The sequence below is a fragment of the Trinickia symbiotica genome (genome assembly GCF_002934455.1).
GTDB lineage: Bacteria > Pseudomonadota > Gammaproteobacteria > Burkholderiales > Burkholderiaceae > Trinickia > Trinickia symbiotica.
Genome location: NZ_PTIR01000002.1, coordinates 136,648 through 150,525, shown reverse-complemented (window position 1 = coordinate 150,525; position 13,878 = coordinate 136,648). Strand labels below are relative to the sequence as shown.

Annotated in this window: 12 protein-coding genes; 7 read left to right on the top strand and 5 right to left on the bottom strand. The window is 63.4% G+C overall.

Annotated elements, in window-relative coordinates:
- The first annotated feature begins 9 nt into the window (after window positions 1-9).
- Together B0G57_RS04405 and B0G57_RS04400 are read left to right on the top strand one after the other, a co-directional pair.
- Window positions 10-882: a shikimate dehydrogenase gene (locus tag B0G57_RS04405; protein ID WP_035468251.1), complete on the top strand. Its 873-nt coding sequence runs from the start codon at window positions 10-12 to the stop codon at window positions 880-882.
- Window positions 883-939: 57 nt separating this feature from the next.
- Window positions 940-2,295, top strand: coding sequence for an MFS transporter (locus B0G57_RS04400; protein ID WP_020566059.1), 1,356 nt, complete (start codon window positions 940-942; stop codon window positions 2,293-2,295).
- A 62-nt stretch (window positions 2,296-2,357) separates the two neighbouring features.
- On the opposite strand, the gene B0G57_RS04395 is transcribed toward B0G57_RS04400, so the two are convergent.
- Together B0G57_RS04395 and B0G57_RS04390 are read right to left on the bottom strand one after the other, a co-directional pair.
- On the bottom strand, window positions 2,358-3,038 hold the full coding sequence (locus tag B0G57_RS04395) for a TetR family transcriptional regulator (RefSeq protein WP_018439517.1): 681 nt from the start codon (window positions 3,036-3,038) through the stop codon (window positions 2,358-2,360).
- A gap of 98 nt (window positions 3,039-3,136) precedes the next feature.
- Window positions 3,137-4,252: a 4-hydroxyphenylpyruvate dioxygenase family protein gene (locus tag B0G57_RS04390; protein WP_399275607.1), complete on the bottom strand. Its 1,116-nt coding sequence runs from the start codon at window positions 4,250-4,252 to the stop codon at window positions 3,137-3,139.
- Window positions 4,253-4,705: 453 nt separating this feature from the next.
- Here B0G57_RS04390 and shiA point away from each other — a divergent pair, with 453 nt between their 5' ends.
- From shiA to B0G57_RS04370, 3 genes are all read left to right on the top strand, one after another.
- The gene (gene shiA / locus B0G57_RS04385) at window positions 4,706-6,013 is read left to right on the top strand and encodes a shikimate transporter (RefSeq protein WP_018439519.1); all 1,308 of its coding nucleotides are present in this window, start codon (window positions 4,706-4,708) and stop codon (window positions 6,011-6,013) included.
- A 10-nt stretch (window positions 6,014-6,023) separates the two neighbouring features.
- Complete coding sequence (locus B0G57_RS04380) at window positions 6,024-6,797, top strand: IclR family transcriptional regulator domain-containing protein (protein ID WP_018439520.1); 774 nt, start codon at window positions 6,024-6,026, stop codon at window positions 6,795-6,797.
- Between the two features lie 316 nt (window positions 6,798-7,113).
- Entirely contained in the window at window positions 7,114-7,548 is a 435-nt protein-coding gene (locus B0G57_RS04370; protein WP_223258541.1) for an H-NS histone family protein, read from the top strand.
- A gap of 63 nt (window positions 7,549-7,611) precedes the next feature.
- Here the strand turns inward: B0G57_RS04370 and B0G57_RS04365 are convergent, their stop codons facing one another.
- Entirely contained in the window at window positions 7,612-8,562 is a 951-nt protein-coding gene (locus B0G57_RS04365) for a response regulator (RefSeq protein ID WP_020566061.1), read from the bottom strand.
- Window positions 8,563-8,884: 322 nt separating this feature from the next.
- Here B0G57_RS04365 and B0G57_RS04355 point away from each other — a divergent pair, with 322 nt between their 5' ends.
- The gene (locus tag B0G57_RS04355; protein WP_018439525.1) at window positions 8,885-11,263 is read left to right on the top strand and encodes a tetratricopeptide repeat protein; all 2,379 of its coding nucleotides are present in this window, start codon (window positions 8,885-8,887) and stop codon (window positions 11,261-11,263) included.
- Between the two features lie 75 nt (window positions 11,264-11,338).
- Here the strand turns inward: B0G57_RS04355 and B0G57_RS04350 are convergent, their stop codons facing one another.
- On the bottom strand, window positions 11,339-12,043 hold the full coding sequence (locus tag B0G57_RS04350) for a response regulator transcription factor (RefSeq protein ID WP_018439526.1): 705 nt from the start codon (window positions 12,041-12,043) through the stop codon (window positions 11,339-11,341).
- Window positions 12,044-12,200: 157 nt separating this feature from the next.
- Window positions 12,201-12,509: a hypothetical protein gene (locus tag B0G57_RS31275; protein WP_189595307.1), complete on the bottom strand. Its 309-nt coding sequence runs from the start codon at window positions 12,507-12,509 to the stop codon at window positions 12,201-12,203.
- On the opposite strand from B0G57_RS31275, the gene B0G57_RS04345 reads away from it, so the two are divergent.
- The gene (locus tag B0G57_RS04345) at window positions 12,467-13,876 is read left to right on the top strand and encodes a FecR domain-containing protein (RefSeq protein ID WP_020566063.1); all 1,410 of its coding nucleotides are present in this window, start codon (window positions 12,467-12,469) and stop codon (window positions 13,874-13,876) included. The two genes, B0G57_RS31275 and B0G57_RS04345, sit on opposite strands and share 43 nt — an antisense overlap.
- The last annotated feature ends 2 nt before the right edge of the window (window positions 13,877-13,878 follow it).

Genomic DNA, 13,878 nt, shown 5'->3' with positions numbered 1-13,878 from the left:
GAGCTTCATGTGCATAAAACATTCGAGCGCTCGTTTCTAGTTGGGTTGATCGGTGGGGGCATCGGCGGATCGTTGTCCCCCGCGATGCATGAAGAGGAGGCACGGCAACTGGGCATCGGGTATGTGTATCGCCGCGTCGACCTCGAAACGCTTTGGCGCGATGCGCCGACGCTGCCCAAGCTGCTGGCCGCGGCGGAGTGGATGGGCTTCGACGGCCTCAATATCACGCATCCGTGCAAGCAAGCCGTCATCCCGCTGCTGGACGAGTTGTCCGACGACGCGCGCGCGCTCGGTGCCGTCAATACGGTGCAGCTCAAGGATGGGCGGCGGATCGGACATAACACGGACTGGTCAGGATTCAAGCGCGCGTTCGAGCGCGGCTTGCCGGACGCCGAGCTCGGGCGGGTCGTCCAGCTTGGCGCGGGCGGTGCCGGCGCCGCGGTCGCCCACGCCGCGTTGACGATGGGTGCCCGCGAACTGACGCTTTTCGATGTCGACCCCGCACGAGCACAATCGCTGGCCGCTGCGTTGCAGGCACGCTTTGCGTCGGCCCGTGTCAGCGCGGGCAACGGTTCCCCGCAGGCGTTGTCCGACGCGCTCGCCGCGGCGGACGGCCTCATTCATGCAACGCCGACTGGAATGGCCAAGCACCCGGGCCTGCCGCTGCCGGCCGAGTTGTTGCATCAGCGCCTTTGGGTGGCCGACGTCGTCTACTTTCCGATCGAGACGGAGTTGCTGAAAGCGGCCCGGGCGCGCGGTTGCCGCACGCTCGACGGCGGCGGCATGGCCGTCTATCAGGCAGCCGGGGCATTCGAGTTGTTTACGGGGATCGCGCCCGACGCCGAGCGCATGTACACGCACTTTCAGACGCTCGTGCGTTGAGCGCGCGCTTTCGACTTTCGACGATAAGAGAAGAGTGGACAGATTAGGAGACAAGTGATGCAAAAACCCATTTCGTCAGGACTGGCAAACGAGGGGTACGCCTCGGCGGGCGCCGCTGCCGGCGCGATGCGCCGATCGTCGGCGCGCTATCGGATTCTCGCGCTGCTCGCGATCGGCACGATGATCAACTATCTGGACCGGACGGTTCTCGGCATCGCCGCGCCGCAGCTGACGAAAGAGCTCGGCATCGGCGCGGCCGTGATGGGCATCGTCTTCTCGGCGTTTTCGTGGACGTATGCCGCTGCCCAGATTCCAGGCGGTCTGTTTCTCGACCGCTTCGGCAGCAAGCTGACCTACTACCTCGCGATGACGTTCTGGTCGCTTTGCACGCTGGCTCAAGGGCTCGTGCATGGCGTCGGCGCGCTGCTCGCGTTCCGGTTCGGGCTCGGCGTATCCGAATCCCCGTGTTTTCCGACGAACAGTCGTGTCGTGGCGACCTGGTTCCCGCAGCGCGAGCGCGCGCTCGCAACGGGCACTTATACCGTCGGCGAATACATCGGGCTTGCGTTTTTCAGCCCGGTGCTGTTCGCCCTGATGGGGGCGTATGGGTGGCGCACGTTGTTTTTCGTCGTCGGCATCGCGGGTGTCGTGTTCGCCGCCGTTTGGTGGTGGCTCTATCGCGAGCCGCATGAGCATCCGCGCGCCAACCAGGCGGAACTCGAATACATCGAGGCGGGCGGCGGCCTGACGCGCCACGATAGCGGTGCGGCGGCCAAGGGTGCCAATCGCTTTTCGTGGCGAACGGTCGGGCGGCTGCTCAAGCAACGTCAACTGGCGGGCATCTGTCTTGGCCAGTTCGCCGGCAATTCAACGCTCGTTTTCTTTCTGACTTGGTTCCCGACCTACCTGGCTACCGAGCGGCACATGGGCTGGCTCAAGATTGGATTTTTCGCGATTCTGCCGTTTATCGCGGCGTCGGTCGGTGTGATGTTCGGCGGTTGGCTTTCCGATTCGCTGCTTCGTCGCGGCAAATCGGCCAACGTTGCGCGCAAGCTGCCGATCATCGCGGGGCTGCTGCTCGCGTCGACGATCGTGCTCGCGAACTACGTGAAGAGCGATACGGTGGTGATCGCGATCATGTCGCTCGCCTTCTTTGCGCAGGGCATGGCCGCGCTCGGGTGGACGCTCGTTTCCGATATCGCACCGGAAGGTCTGCTCGGACTGACGGGCGGCATCTTCAACTTCGCGGCGAATCTCGCTGGCATCGTGACGCCGCTCGTGGTCGGCTTCGTCGTCGCCGCGACCGGATCGTTCGTCGGCGCGCTGATCTTCATCGGCGTCGTTGCGCTGATTGGCGCGCTCGCCTACATATTCGTCGTGGGTGACATCAAGCGCATCAGGCTCGAGTCATGAAGATCCGAAACTGACGGTGGAACACAAAACGGCGCCATTTTGAACTGGCGCCGTTTTTGTTTCTAAGGCTTGGAAACGAAGCGCAACACGGCGTCCACGATCATCTCGCGATGGCGGCTGCGCAGACGCGCATGCGACGGGTCACGGCCGAACGCCGCGCCGAACGTGTAGCGGTTCGAGATGCGGTGAAAGCAAAAAGAGCTGATCAGCAGATGCAGATCGATCGCATCGATATCGGCGCGAAACGCGCCCGCTGCGACGCCGCGCGCAAGCAAGTCTTCGATCGTGGTGACGATGCTGACGTTGCGGCTCTTGAAAGCCTTCAGCTGTGCGATGTACTTCGCGCTGTGAACATTCTCGATCGCGATGAGGCGCACGAAGTCGCGGTGCTTGTCGTGATAGTCGAACGTGAACTCGACGAGCCGGCGCATCCCTTCGACCGGCTCGAGCTCCTCGATATTGAGCGCCTGCTCGAGGGTCCGAATATCGCCGTAGACCTTTTCGAGCACGGCCTCGTAAAGCCCCTCCTTGCTCTCGAAGTAGTAGTACAGCATCCGCTTCGTCGTGTTCGTGCGCTCGGCGATTGCATCGACGCGCGCGCCGGCGAGTCCCATCGCCGAGAATTCCTGCGTCGCGACGTCGAGGATGTTGCGCTTCGTTTCTTCGGGATCGTATTTGCGCCGGGCTTCAGAGGGGAGGTCGTTGCCGTCGGGCAGGGCTGCCTTTGGTGATGCCTTCTTCATTTCAGGGCGTGTGCGGCTATGACGGGGCATTCTAGCATGGGGTTCTATCACGCCGATGCTGAACGCTAGCTTTGGCGTGCGTCGCGCCGCACTGCCTCTCATCGCGGCAAGCGCGCACGCTCGAGCGCCTGCAGATTTCCTTCCCCGAATCCGTGGTGCCCGCGCCGCTCGACGATTTCGAAGAAGGTTTCCGTCGGCGCGCGCCTGACGAACGTCTGCAGAAACAAGCGCGGCGTGCCGTCAGCATCGATCTCTCCGTCGACGAGGATGTTGCGGCGTCGCAGCGCTTCGATATCGAGCCCATGCCCCGGCAAACGCTCGTCGATCTCGTCGTAATAGCGCGCCGGGGGGCTCAGGAACTCCAGTCCGTTCGCTCTTAGCGCGTCGACACACGCGATGATGTCGCGACTCGCAAGCGCGATATGCTGGACGCCCTCGCCGGGATGGTCGGGCAGATATTCGTGAAGCAGCCGCGTGCGCGGCGTGCCCTCTTCGTAGAGCGGAATTGTGATGCCGCCGCAAGGCGATTGAACGACGCGGGAATCGGCTGACAGGTGCCAGTCCGCATGCAACGTGCGAATTTCGCGAAAGCCCAGCAGCTCTTGGTAGAAATCGAGCCATTCGCCGATGCGGCCGGCACCGACCATTTGCGTGAAGTGGTCGACTTCCGTCAAGCCGACGCCGCCCCTCGTCTCGGCGCCGGTTGGCGGCGCTCCGATGGGGCGGAAGTCGACATCGAAGATCGTCTCGTCTCCGGTCGCGCCGCCGCGACCACGCCAGCGATCGACGAAATAGATGTGCGAGTTGCCAATGCCTTGGATGGCCGGTATGACGAGCTCCGATTGACCGACTCGTTCGCCCTCGAACGCCCAGGCACCGAGCTCCGTCGTTCGTTCGAACGCGCGTTGCGCATTGTCGACGCGAATGCCGATCGCGCAGATGCCGACGCCGTATTCCTCGGCGTAGCGCGACGCGAACGAATCGGGTTCCGCGTTGATCAGGAAGTTCATATTCCCCTGGCGGTAGAGGGTGACGGCCTTGCTGACGTGACGTGCCGCCGCGTGAAAGCCGAGCTGCTCGAAGCGGCGCGCGAGGGCGTCGGGGGAGGGTGCGGCGAACTCCACGAATTCGAGTCCGGCGGTGCCGAGCGGATTGGCGTTCGCATCGGCGTCGGCGCTGGACGACGCTGCATTCGAAAAGTCGTCGATCATCATGCCTCCCATCGCCTTGGGCGAGCGGTCAGCGAACAAACGTGAGCATGCGGGCCGTTCATGAGTCTCTCTCCGGGAGCGGGCGGGCGGTCATACGCCGCGTCGCCCGGCGTGTCGATTTACCTTACCGATGCGCATTCGAAGCGCCTCGGCGCAATTTTAACCGTTCAGTACATCGTTGCGAGCCACGGTGTTGCGCATACGTCAGTCTTTGAAGCTTCCCATCCGTTAGTGCTAACCCCGAGAGCGTTCGATTAACGCACGCGGATGTGCGATCCTCGGTCCAGGTGGTCGGGCGATTCATTGTGCTAAAGTCGCGGGCCGCTTATTCTCCGAGCAACCGTCGCGGGGCGAACCAATCGTAACCGATCCGCCCCGAAAGACCAGGGATGCGGACCGCGCTTTTCGCCGTCGCCGCTTTCAACGACGGCCACTCGAACAATCCGGAGACGCCTCATGATTCCAGCTGCACCAACCGCCGGCAAGTCCGGCGCCGTCGCGCCGAGTCGCGCCCGCAAGGCCGCGCTCGGCAGCTTTGTCGGTGCCGTCGTCGATTGGTACGACTTTCTGTTGTACGGCATCGTCGCCGCGCTAGTCTTCAACTCGGCGTTCTTCCCGAGCGTCGGCCCGGCGATGGGTGTTCTCGCGGCTTTCGCGACGTTCGGCGTGGGCTTCCTTTTCCGGCCCCTCGGCGGCATTGTCTTCGGGCACTTCGGCGATCGCCTCGGCCGCAAGCGGATGCTCGTGTTGACCGTCATGCTGATGGGGCTTTCGACGGCATTGATCGGCGCGTTGCCGACGTTCGCCAGCATCGGCTGGTGGGCGCCCGTCATGCTCGTCACGCTGCGCGCGATTCAGGGCTTCGCGGTCGGCGGGGAGTGGGGCGGCGCGGCGCTGATGGCGTGCGAGAGCGCCCCGAGCGGGAAAAAGGCCTTCTACAGCAGCGGCGTGCAGGTCGGCTACGGCGTCGGGCTCGTTTTGTCGACGGGTATCGTCTCGCTCATCAGCCAATCGATGGACAACGCCGCGTTCAAGGCGTGGGGCTGGCGTCTGCCGTTCCTCTTCAGTGTCGTGCTCGTCGCCATTGGGCTCTGGATTCGCTCAAGTATGCAGGAGTCCGAAGAATTCGTGCAAAAGGTGGAGCGTGAGCACAAGAAGGTGCGCCTGCCGGTGCTCGAAGCGCTGCGCAGCCATCCCGGCGCGTTCGTGCTGATCATCGCGTTGCGCCTTGCCGAGTTGTTTTCGATGTACATCGTGACGACGTTTGCGCTCAGCTATTCGACCACCAAGCTTGGATTGCCGCGTGAGCTGTTTCTTCATATCGGCTTCATCGTCGGTGCGGTCAGTTGCTTGACGATTCCCTGCTTTGCCTGGCTCGCAGACCGACTCGGGCGTCGCCGCGTCTATCTGACGGGCGCGCTGATCGGGGTGCTCGCGGCGGTGCCGTTTTTCCTCGCGCTCGAATCGCGCGCGACTCTGCCGATCATCATCTTTGCCGTGCTGCTCGCGAATTTTTCGCACGACATGGTCGTGAGCGTCCAGCAGCCGATGTTCACCGAATTCTTCGGCGCGTCGTACCGTTATAGCGGCGCGGGCGTCGGCTACCAGGTCGCGAGCGTCGTCGGCGGCGGGTTCACGCCGTTCATCGCGGCTGCGCTGGCTACCTTCGCGGGCGGCTCGTGGCATCCGGTTGCCGCGTACTTGATGGGGGGCTGCCTGATTTCGCTGCTGGTCGCCTGGTTCATGAAGCGGGGCGGGGAGTAAGGTTTCCCGCATGAAGCGGAACGAGACGCTCGACCGGCGCGATTGGATCGCCGGACTGGAAAAGGGCCTCGCCATTCTGGAGGCATTCGACGATAAGCATCCGCGCATGACGGCGACTGAAGCGGGTGCGCGGACAGGCTTGTCGCGAACGGCCGCGCGTCGCTATCTGCTGACGCTCGAGCATCTTGGCTATGTTTATACCGACGGCAAGCTCTATGGGTTGACGCCGCGCGTGCTGAGAGTCGGCTGGTCCTACTTCGATTCCGCGAGGCTGCCGCGCCTCGTGCAGCCTTACCTGCAGCAATTGAGCGCGACGCTCAAAGAATCGGTCTATGTCAGCGTGCTTGACGAGTGGGAGCTCGTCTTCATCGCGCGAAACGGCGCATCGCGCGTGATGACGACGGGATTCGTGCTCGGCGCGCGCGTGCCGGCGCCGCTCGCGTCGCCCGGCGTCGTCCTGCTCGCGCACAAGCCCGATCAGGATGCGGTACTCGATTGGCTGAATGCCACCGAGCTCGCGCAGTTCACCCCCTATACGTTGACGAACAGGTCGCATTTGCGAGAGACGATTCGCCGCGCGCGGCTCGATGGGTTTGCCGTCCTCGAGCAGCAACTGCAAGTCGGCGTGCGCGGGATCGCCGTGCCGCTCAAGAATAGGCAGGGCGAAGTCGTCGCCGCGCTCAGCACGAACATGCCAATCGGGAAAGAGACGATGGAAGCGGCCTCGCAGCGCGTCCTCCCGTACTTGCAGGAGACCGCGCTGGCGATGATGAATGTTTTGTAGTCGCCGCCGAGCAACGCTATCAGATTCGGAACCGTCTGATAGACCTCGACCTGGAGGTTTGCTGTACTCACGCCGGTCTGGACTGCATTGCGGAGCAAACGATGAGCAAAACACAGATAGGAACCGGCACCGAGGCGGAGTTCTTCGCGCGGGGCAAGCGTCTCGCACGGCAGGCGGATCGCGGCGAAAGGCTCGTTGAAACGCACATCGTCACTTTCCAGGACCCGGCCGAGGTGGCTCAGTTGCCCGACGTCGGCCGCCGCCTCGCCTCAAGCCATGCTCGCGCGGCGGCGCATCACCTTGCTGGGCACAGCCGTTGCTCGCGCAGGACGAGCGGTGCTTTGGGCGCCGGAAAAGGCCGAAAACTGTAGGTAAGTCGGAAAAAATTTCGAACTTTCACACAGTTGTTGCGAGCGCCGTTAGAATCCGTTGCGTTCACAGCAGACGAAACAGGAGGAACCTGTCCGTGGCGACTTACAAGGAACTATTGGCAAAAAAGCAAGAACTGGACATTGAAATCGAAAATGCACGGCGAGCCGAGGCAGAAGCCGCACTCGAAGATATCCGTGCAACGGTTGCGGCGTTCGGATTCACGCCCGAAGACATTTTCGGTTCCCGCCGCAAATCCAAATCGTCGAGCGGCGCGCCGCGATTCCGCAATCCGGAAACCGGCGAAACGTGGGGCGGGCGCGGCCCGCGTCCGCGCTGGCTCAAAGGCAAGGACCCCGAGCAGTTCCGCGTTACAAACTGAACGAATTCAGCACGGTGCCCGCTTTCGAATTCCCGGGCACCGCTTTGCGAGGCATCTCTCCCATCACGCCATACTTCCCGGCAGGAAGGCCTCGATCTTGTCGAGAAGCGTTTCCCGATGAAGCGGTTTGATCATGAAGCCTGCCGCGCCTGCTTTCAGGCTTTCCATGACGACGGTACGCCGGCCGTACGCTGCCATGAGCACGACCGGTATGCTGGCAAGCGGCTCGACCGACTTGAGGCGGCGCGTGATTTCCATGCCGTTGAGGTCGGGCAAATCGATATCCATGAGAACGAGATCGGGGCGCCGCGTCCAGATAGAGTTGAATGCCTGCGCACCCGTCGATGCATGGATCAACTCCACTTTAGTGTTTTCAAGCAGATGAGAAAGCAGCGTTCGCTCGAACGCATCGTCTTCGACGGCGAGCACCGTCGGGCGAACGCGCTCCGCCAGCGCGCCCATGACGCGCGCAGCCTGCAACTGCGGTCCGAGCGCGCCGGCAAGCGCCTGCGCCGCCGTGCATAAGGCATCGACCGATTCCCCGACCTGACGAAAGCATCGCTGGAACACGGGGCCCGCGGATCGAGCGGCGGCGTCCGCGGCGGCATGCGTCCTGCCGACTTCGTGCGCGAACCGATGGGCATGTTCGGCCAGATTCGGCGTGAGACGAGCGATGTGCCGTGCGTGCGCGGCCAATTGATCGACACCGACCGCGTCGCACGACGCTTTCGAAAGCAGACTGAGGGCGTGATGGATCGCCATATCGAGGCGCCGAACGTCGAACGGCTGCGGCCAGAACAGGACGTAGTCATCAAAGATGCCTGCCTCACACGCCTCATAGGCACGCTGCAGTTCGCCGACGCTGCAAAGAGCGATCGTTTTGTGCGGCGTAACGTGCGCGAGCCGGCTCGAACGGAAGAGACGGTTCCGGTAGTCCTGGGCCGCAGCAAGGGTGTCGAAGGCGAGCACCAGCACCGCGGGCCGCGATGCTTCGAAGTCCGAAACAATTTGCATCGGTTCGATCGAGATACATATGCTGCACGCTTCGGCAATGAAGCGCGTCACGCGTCGGGCGCGAGTCTCGCTATCGGCGGCAACCAGGACGGAACGATTCACTTTCAACGGACTCACCTACGGACGCGCCGCCCGCGGCGCACATCGCCCGGCGTCGCATGCGGTCGATACCGCGTACTCATCGTCGTCGCGACGCGGCGCACAGGCTTCACGATCGCATTATGGAAGTCGCGAGTTTTCGATCCGTTCGGTAAAGGACATTTCGACGCGTCAGGCGGAACCTCTACAATCGCGGAATCTTTTGTGACAGAGGGTGGAATCGATGTCGATCGAGGCGCGGCTTGCGCGGGCGAAGGCCCATCATCTGGCGGGCGAGTTTGCCGAGGCGCGCGAGCTGTACGAGGCGATGCTCGCCGAGTCGCCAGGGCATCACGACGCGATGTTCCGGCTCGGCGTACTCGCGCTTCAAACCGGCGATCCCGAGCGGGCGCTTGCGTGGGTCGCGAGGGCGCGCGCGCACGTGCCTGGCGAGCCGCGTTATCGGCTCGGCGAAGGCCAGGTCCTTGCCGCGTTGGGCCGCCTCGACGAGGCCATCGATGCTTATCTCAACTTGTTGTCGGAGCAGCCGGCTTACGTCGATGCCCGGTTCGCATTGGCCGGGTTGCTCGAAGCCAAAGGCGATTGGCGCGCCGCCATCGCGGCCTACGAGGCGTTGCTTAAGCTCGATCCGGCGAATCTCGACGCGCTGAACAATCTCGGCAACTGCCATCGGCAGTGCGGCGAGTCAGAGGCCGCCGAAGCTGCGTACCGGCGCGCGCTTGCGGCGCATCCGCGTTATGCGAGCGCGCTGACGAACCTGGCGACATTGATGCTGGCGCGAGGCAGGCTCGACGAAGCGATTGCGCTTGCCGACGACGCGGTGAGAGCCGAGCCGAGCGCGCCTGACCATTGGGTCAATCTGGGCGCGGCGCTCTCCGCCCGCGGGCGGTTCACGGAGGCTGAAACGGCGCAGAGACGAGCGCTCGCGCTCGACGCTCGTTTTCCGAACGCGGCCTACAACCTCGGTACCGTCCTTCATGCGCTCGGCCGCTATACGGAAGCTGCCCACCAGTACGAAGCGGCGCTCGCGCTCGTTCCCGATCATGCGGACGCGTGCAACAACCTTGGCGTGACACGAGAGGCGCTGGGGGAGTTTGCCGCGGCAGCCGCTGCGTATGCGCGCGCGTTGCAGGCCCGGCCCGGCTTCGTCGCCGCGCACAACAACGCCGGGAGCCTCGCGCGCAGGCTTGGACGCATGGATGAAGCCGATGCGCATTATCGCGCGGCGCTGACGTCGCGCGAAAGCGCGACGGACGCGCCGACTCGGTCGACGACCTACAACAATCTGGGCAACTTGCTGAAGGACACGGGCGCGCTCGAAGAAGCGATTGCCGCTTATCGAGAGGCGCTCGCTCACGACCCCGACAATCTCGTCGCGCACTGCAATCTTGCTTACTCGCTCGCGTTTCAAGTCGACGATGGCTACGCCATTCTCGACGAGTGCCGGCGGCTCGCGGCGCACCACGAGAACCTCGTGGTCCCGGCTAGCGTTGCTTATTGCAATGAGCGGGTGGGCGACAAGCGTTTGAGGATCGGCTACGTATCGCCTGATTTTCGCGATCATTGCCAAGCGCTTTTCATGACGCCGCTGCTCGCGCATCACGATCATCGGCAGTACGAAATATTTTGCTATTCGAGCGTGCAGCGGCCCGATGCAGTGACGGCCCGACTCGCACAGTATGCCGACGTCTGGCGCGAGGTGCGCCATATCGACGACGAAACGCTTGCGCGCATGGTTCGAGAGGACGGCATCGACGTGCTCGTCGATCTGACCATGCACATGGCGGACGGCCGGCCCCTTCTGTTCGCGCACGGTCCCGCGCCTGTCCAGGTGGCTTGGCTCGCGTATCCGGGGACGACGGGCAGTCGTTCGATCGGCTACCGGCTAACGGACCCGTGGCTCGATCCGCCGTCCGATCGTGGCGACGACCGCTACAGCGAGCGCTCGATCCGCTTGCCCGAGACGTTCTGGTGCTACCATCCGCTCAGCGATGGACCCGCTGTCAACGCGCTGCCGGCGCTAACCGAAGGCCGCCTTACCTTCGGCTGTCTCAACAACCCCTGCAAGCTCAACGAGCACACGTTGCGAATGTGGGCTCCGGTGCTCGCCGCGCTGGACGATCCACGGCTCCTTTTGATGGCCGCGCAGGGCCGTGCGCGAGAAAGGCTTGCCGAGCGCGCTCGCGCCTGCGGAATCGATCCGGCCTGCATCGAGTTCGTCGCCTTCCGGCCGCGCGCGGCCTACCTCGAGACCTATCAACGGATCGATCTCGCGCTCGACACGTTTCCGTACAACGGCCACACGACGAGTCTCGACGCGTTGTGGATGGGCGTGCCCGTCCTTTCGCGCGCGGGCACGACCGCAGTGGCCCGCGGCGGATTGAGTCAGCTCGGCAACCTCGGCCTGACCGAGCTCGTGGCATTCACGGACGATGAGTTCGCGCGCAAGGCGATCGGGCTTGCACGCGATTTGCCGCGTCTTGCCGGCTTGCGCGCGGGGTTGCGGGCACGGATGCAGAGTTCGCCGCTGATGGACGGGGCCCGCTTCGCCCACAACGTCGAGCAGGCATTCAGACAAATGTGGCTGCAGTGGTGCCAGTGAGTCATCGCTCGCCAACGGTCGAAGCCGCTCGCTTGCCGCCTCTCGGCCGTACGCGAATTCGTCGAGGGGGACGGCTCAACTGTCCTGCGGGTCGCCCACCAGATCGAGCCGATAGCCGTGTCCGTACACGGGCGTGAGCCGCAAGCCGTTTTCGGGCCGCAGTTGAAGCTTCGCGCGCACCCTGGAGACGTGCGTATCGAGCGTGCGCGAAATCGCGCTCGGCGGCTGTCCCCAGACTGTTCCGCCGATATGCTCGCGTGAAAGTATTCGCCCGACATGCTGAAACATCAGCAAGGCAAGATCGAATTCGCGGCTCGTCAGCTCGATCGGCGCGCCGCCGACGTAGCAGGTGCGCGTTCCCGGGTCGATCCGATAGCGGCCGAGTTCGATCGACTCGGCATTGCGCGGCGAATGCTGATTCGTACGACGCGCGAGCGCATCGATGCGCGCCATCAGCTCGGCTTTTCGAATCGGCTTGATCATGTAATCGTCCGCGCCCGCGCTGAGCGCCGCGACGATATCCTCTTCGAGCGAGCGGCTCGTCATGAAGATGATGGGCACATGCTCGCCGAGATTTGCCCGCGCCCAAAGCGTGACCTGGTGTCCGCTTACGCCGGGGACCTGCCAATCGAGCAGTAACATGTCGAAACCTTCGCGCTTCAATCTGCGGATCAGCTGGCTGCCATCGGTGAAGGGATAGCATTCGTGTCCGCGGCTCGCCAACAATTTGTTGACGTGTTCGACTTGGCCCTCATCGTCTTCCAGATACGCAATCTTCACTGGGTTCTCCCGCCGGTCACGAGGCAATGCGCCGAACCACGGTTTTTTGCGGTCGCATGGTGGAACTGCGAATTCTAGCGCTATCCGCTCATCGAGTTTTGGACTCGATCGCGGACCCGGTCGCCAATCAGTGCCGTTTCGCCTGAAGGCCAGGCCCTCAACTGAAGCGAGTTGACAATTGTTTGCATTCGTCGATCGAGGCATTTGCGGCGCTGCGGCGAGCATGACATTTTGTCGTCACGCTCCGTCCCGATTGACCGATGATCGATATTTTTGCTGCCGCGATACGGGTGGCAAGCGTGGCGGCGTCGCGGCACCGTTCTCGCAAGCGTTGAAAAAATGATAAGGGGTGCGTAATATCTGGTGACTTTTTCTCGTTTGGGCGCAATGTCACAACGATATTTTTTGTTTTTTCTGCGTGAGATGCGCCGATTGCCGAGTAGCGTAGTACGGCAGCGCCGCGCATTCGCGATCCTTACGGCAGGCTTTACGTTCTTTATTATGTCGCCCGTCGTTCGGGCGGAGGCCGCGAAGGTCAATAAGGCCGCCAAGCCGGAGACCGTTTCCTACGCCGCGCAACCGGGCGACACGATTTACGAAGTCGCTGACCACTATTTGAGCGATCCGCACGATTGGCGCGTGCTCGCGCGATTGAACCACGTCGATGCGCCTCGCAGGCTCAAGCCCGGCACATTGCTGAAGCTTCCTGTCGCGCTGCTGAAGCGGGATCCGCTCATGGTGCGGGTTCTCGCGGCGAGCGGGGACGCCGAGCGCATCTCGAAGACGGTCCCGTCTTTGCCGCTCGCCGAAGGCGCGTCGCTCGGAGAAGGCGATGCGATCAGCACGGGTTCCGACGGATTCGTGACCATCGAGCTCGAGGACGGAACGCACTTGACGCTGACGCCACGAAGCACGCTGGCACTCGGCACATTGCGGCGAACGGTGTTGACGGGACGGACCGAACGCGATTTCTCGCTCGTTCGCGGTGAAGTGGAAAGCGAGGTCGAACACTTGACGAAGCCGGACGATCGTTTCGAGATCCATGCGCCTTCGATCGTCGCCGGCGTGCGCGGCACGCATTTTCGCGTCAATTTCGACCCGCTCGCGACGACGGTCGAAGTGCTCGACGGAAAGGTAGCGGTCGGCAACGCCGAGACGCGCGCGCGGGCCACGAAGGTCAAACTCGACGAACAAGCGCCGGCGCCGGAGTCCGAACTGGTGCCGGCCGGCTATGGCAGCGTGACGCGCGGCGGCGCGGTGGGTGCGCCTGTCGCGTTGTTGCCGGCGCCCATGCTCGCGCATCCGGCCAAGATACAGGACGGCCCTCAGGTCGAGTTCGATCTGCAGCCTGTGGCAGGTGCAACGCGCTATCGCCTCGATATCGCGCGGGATGCGGGCACGCTCGACCTCATTCGAGAGACGCGCACCGAAACGCCCCACGCGTCGTTCGCGGATCTCGCAGACGGAACCTACTTCGTTCGTGTCTCGGCGATCGACGGCGCAGGTCTCCAAGGCGTGCCGCGCGTCTACGCGTTCGAGCGGCGCCGCAACGGGGTCGACGCGTCGGCTGGTCGCGCCGCCGGTGCACGCAGCTACGAGTTCCGCTGGCTCGCAAGCCGCCCGGGCGTCGACACGCATTTTCGTTTCGTTCTTTCGCGCAACGAGGATTTGGGCGATCCGCTCGTCGATGCAGTGGATATCTCGGGGCATCGATTCGTGGTGACAGGCCTGCCCGCGGGCGTCTACTACTGGACCGTCATCGCCGAGCAGTTCGAAAATGGCCGCTTCTATGAAACCGCCGCCGGCGTGCGTTCGTTTACGCTCGCGTATTGAAC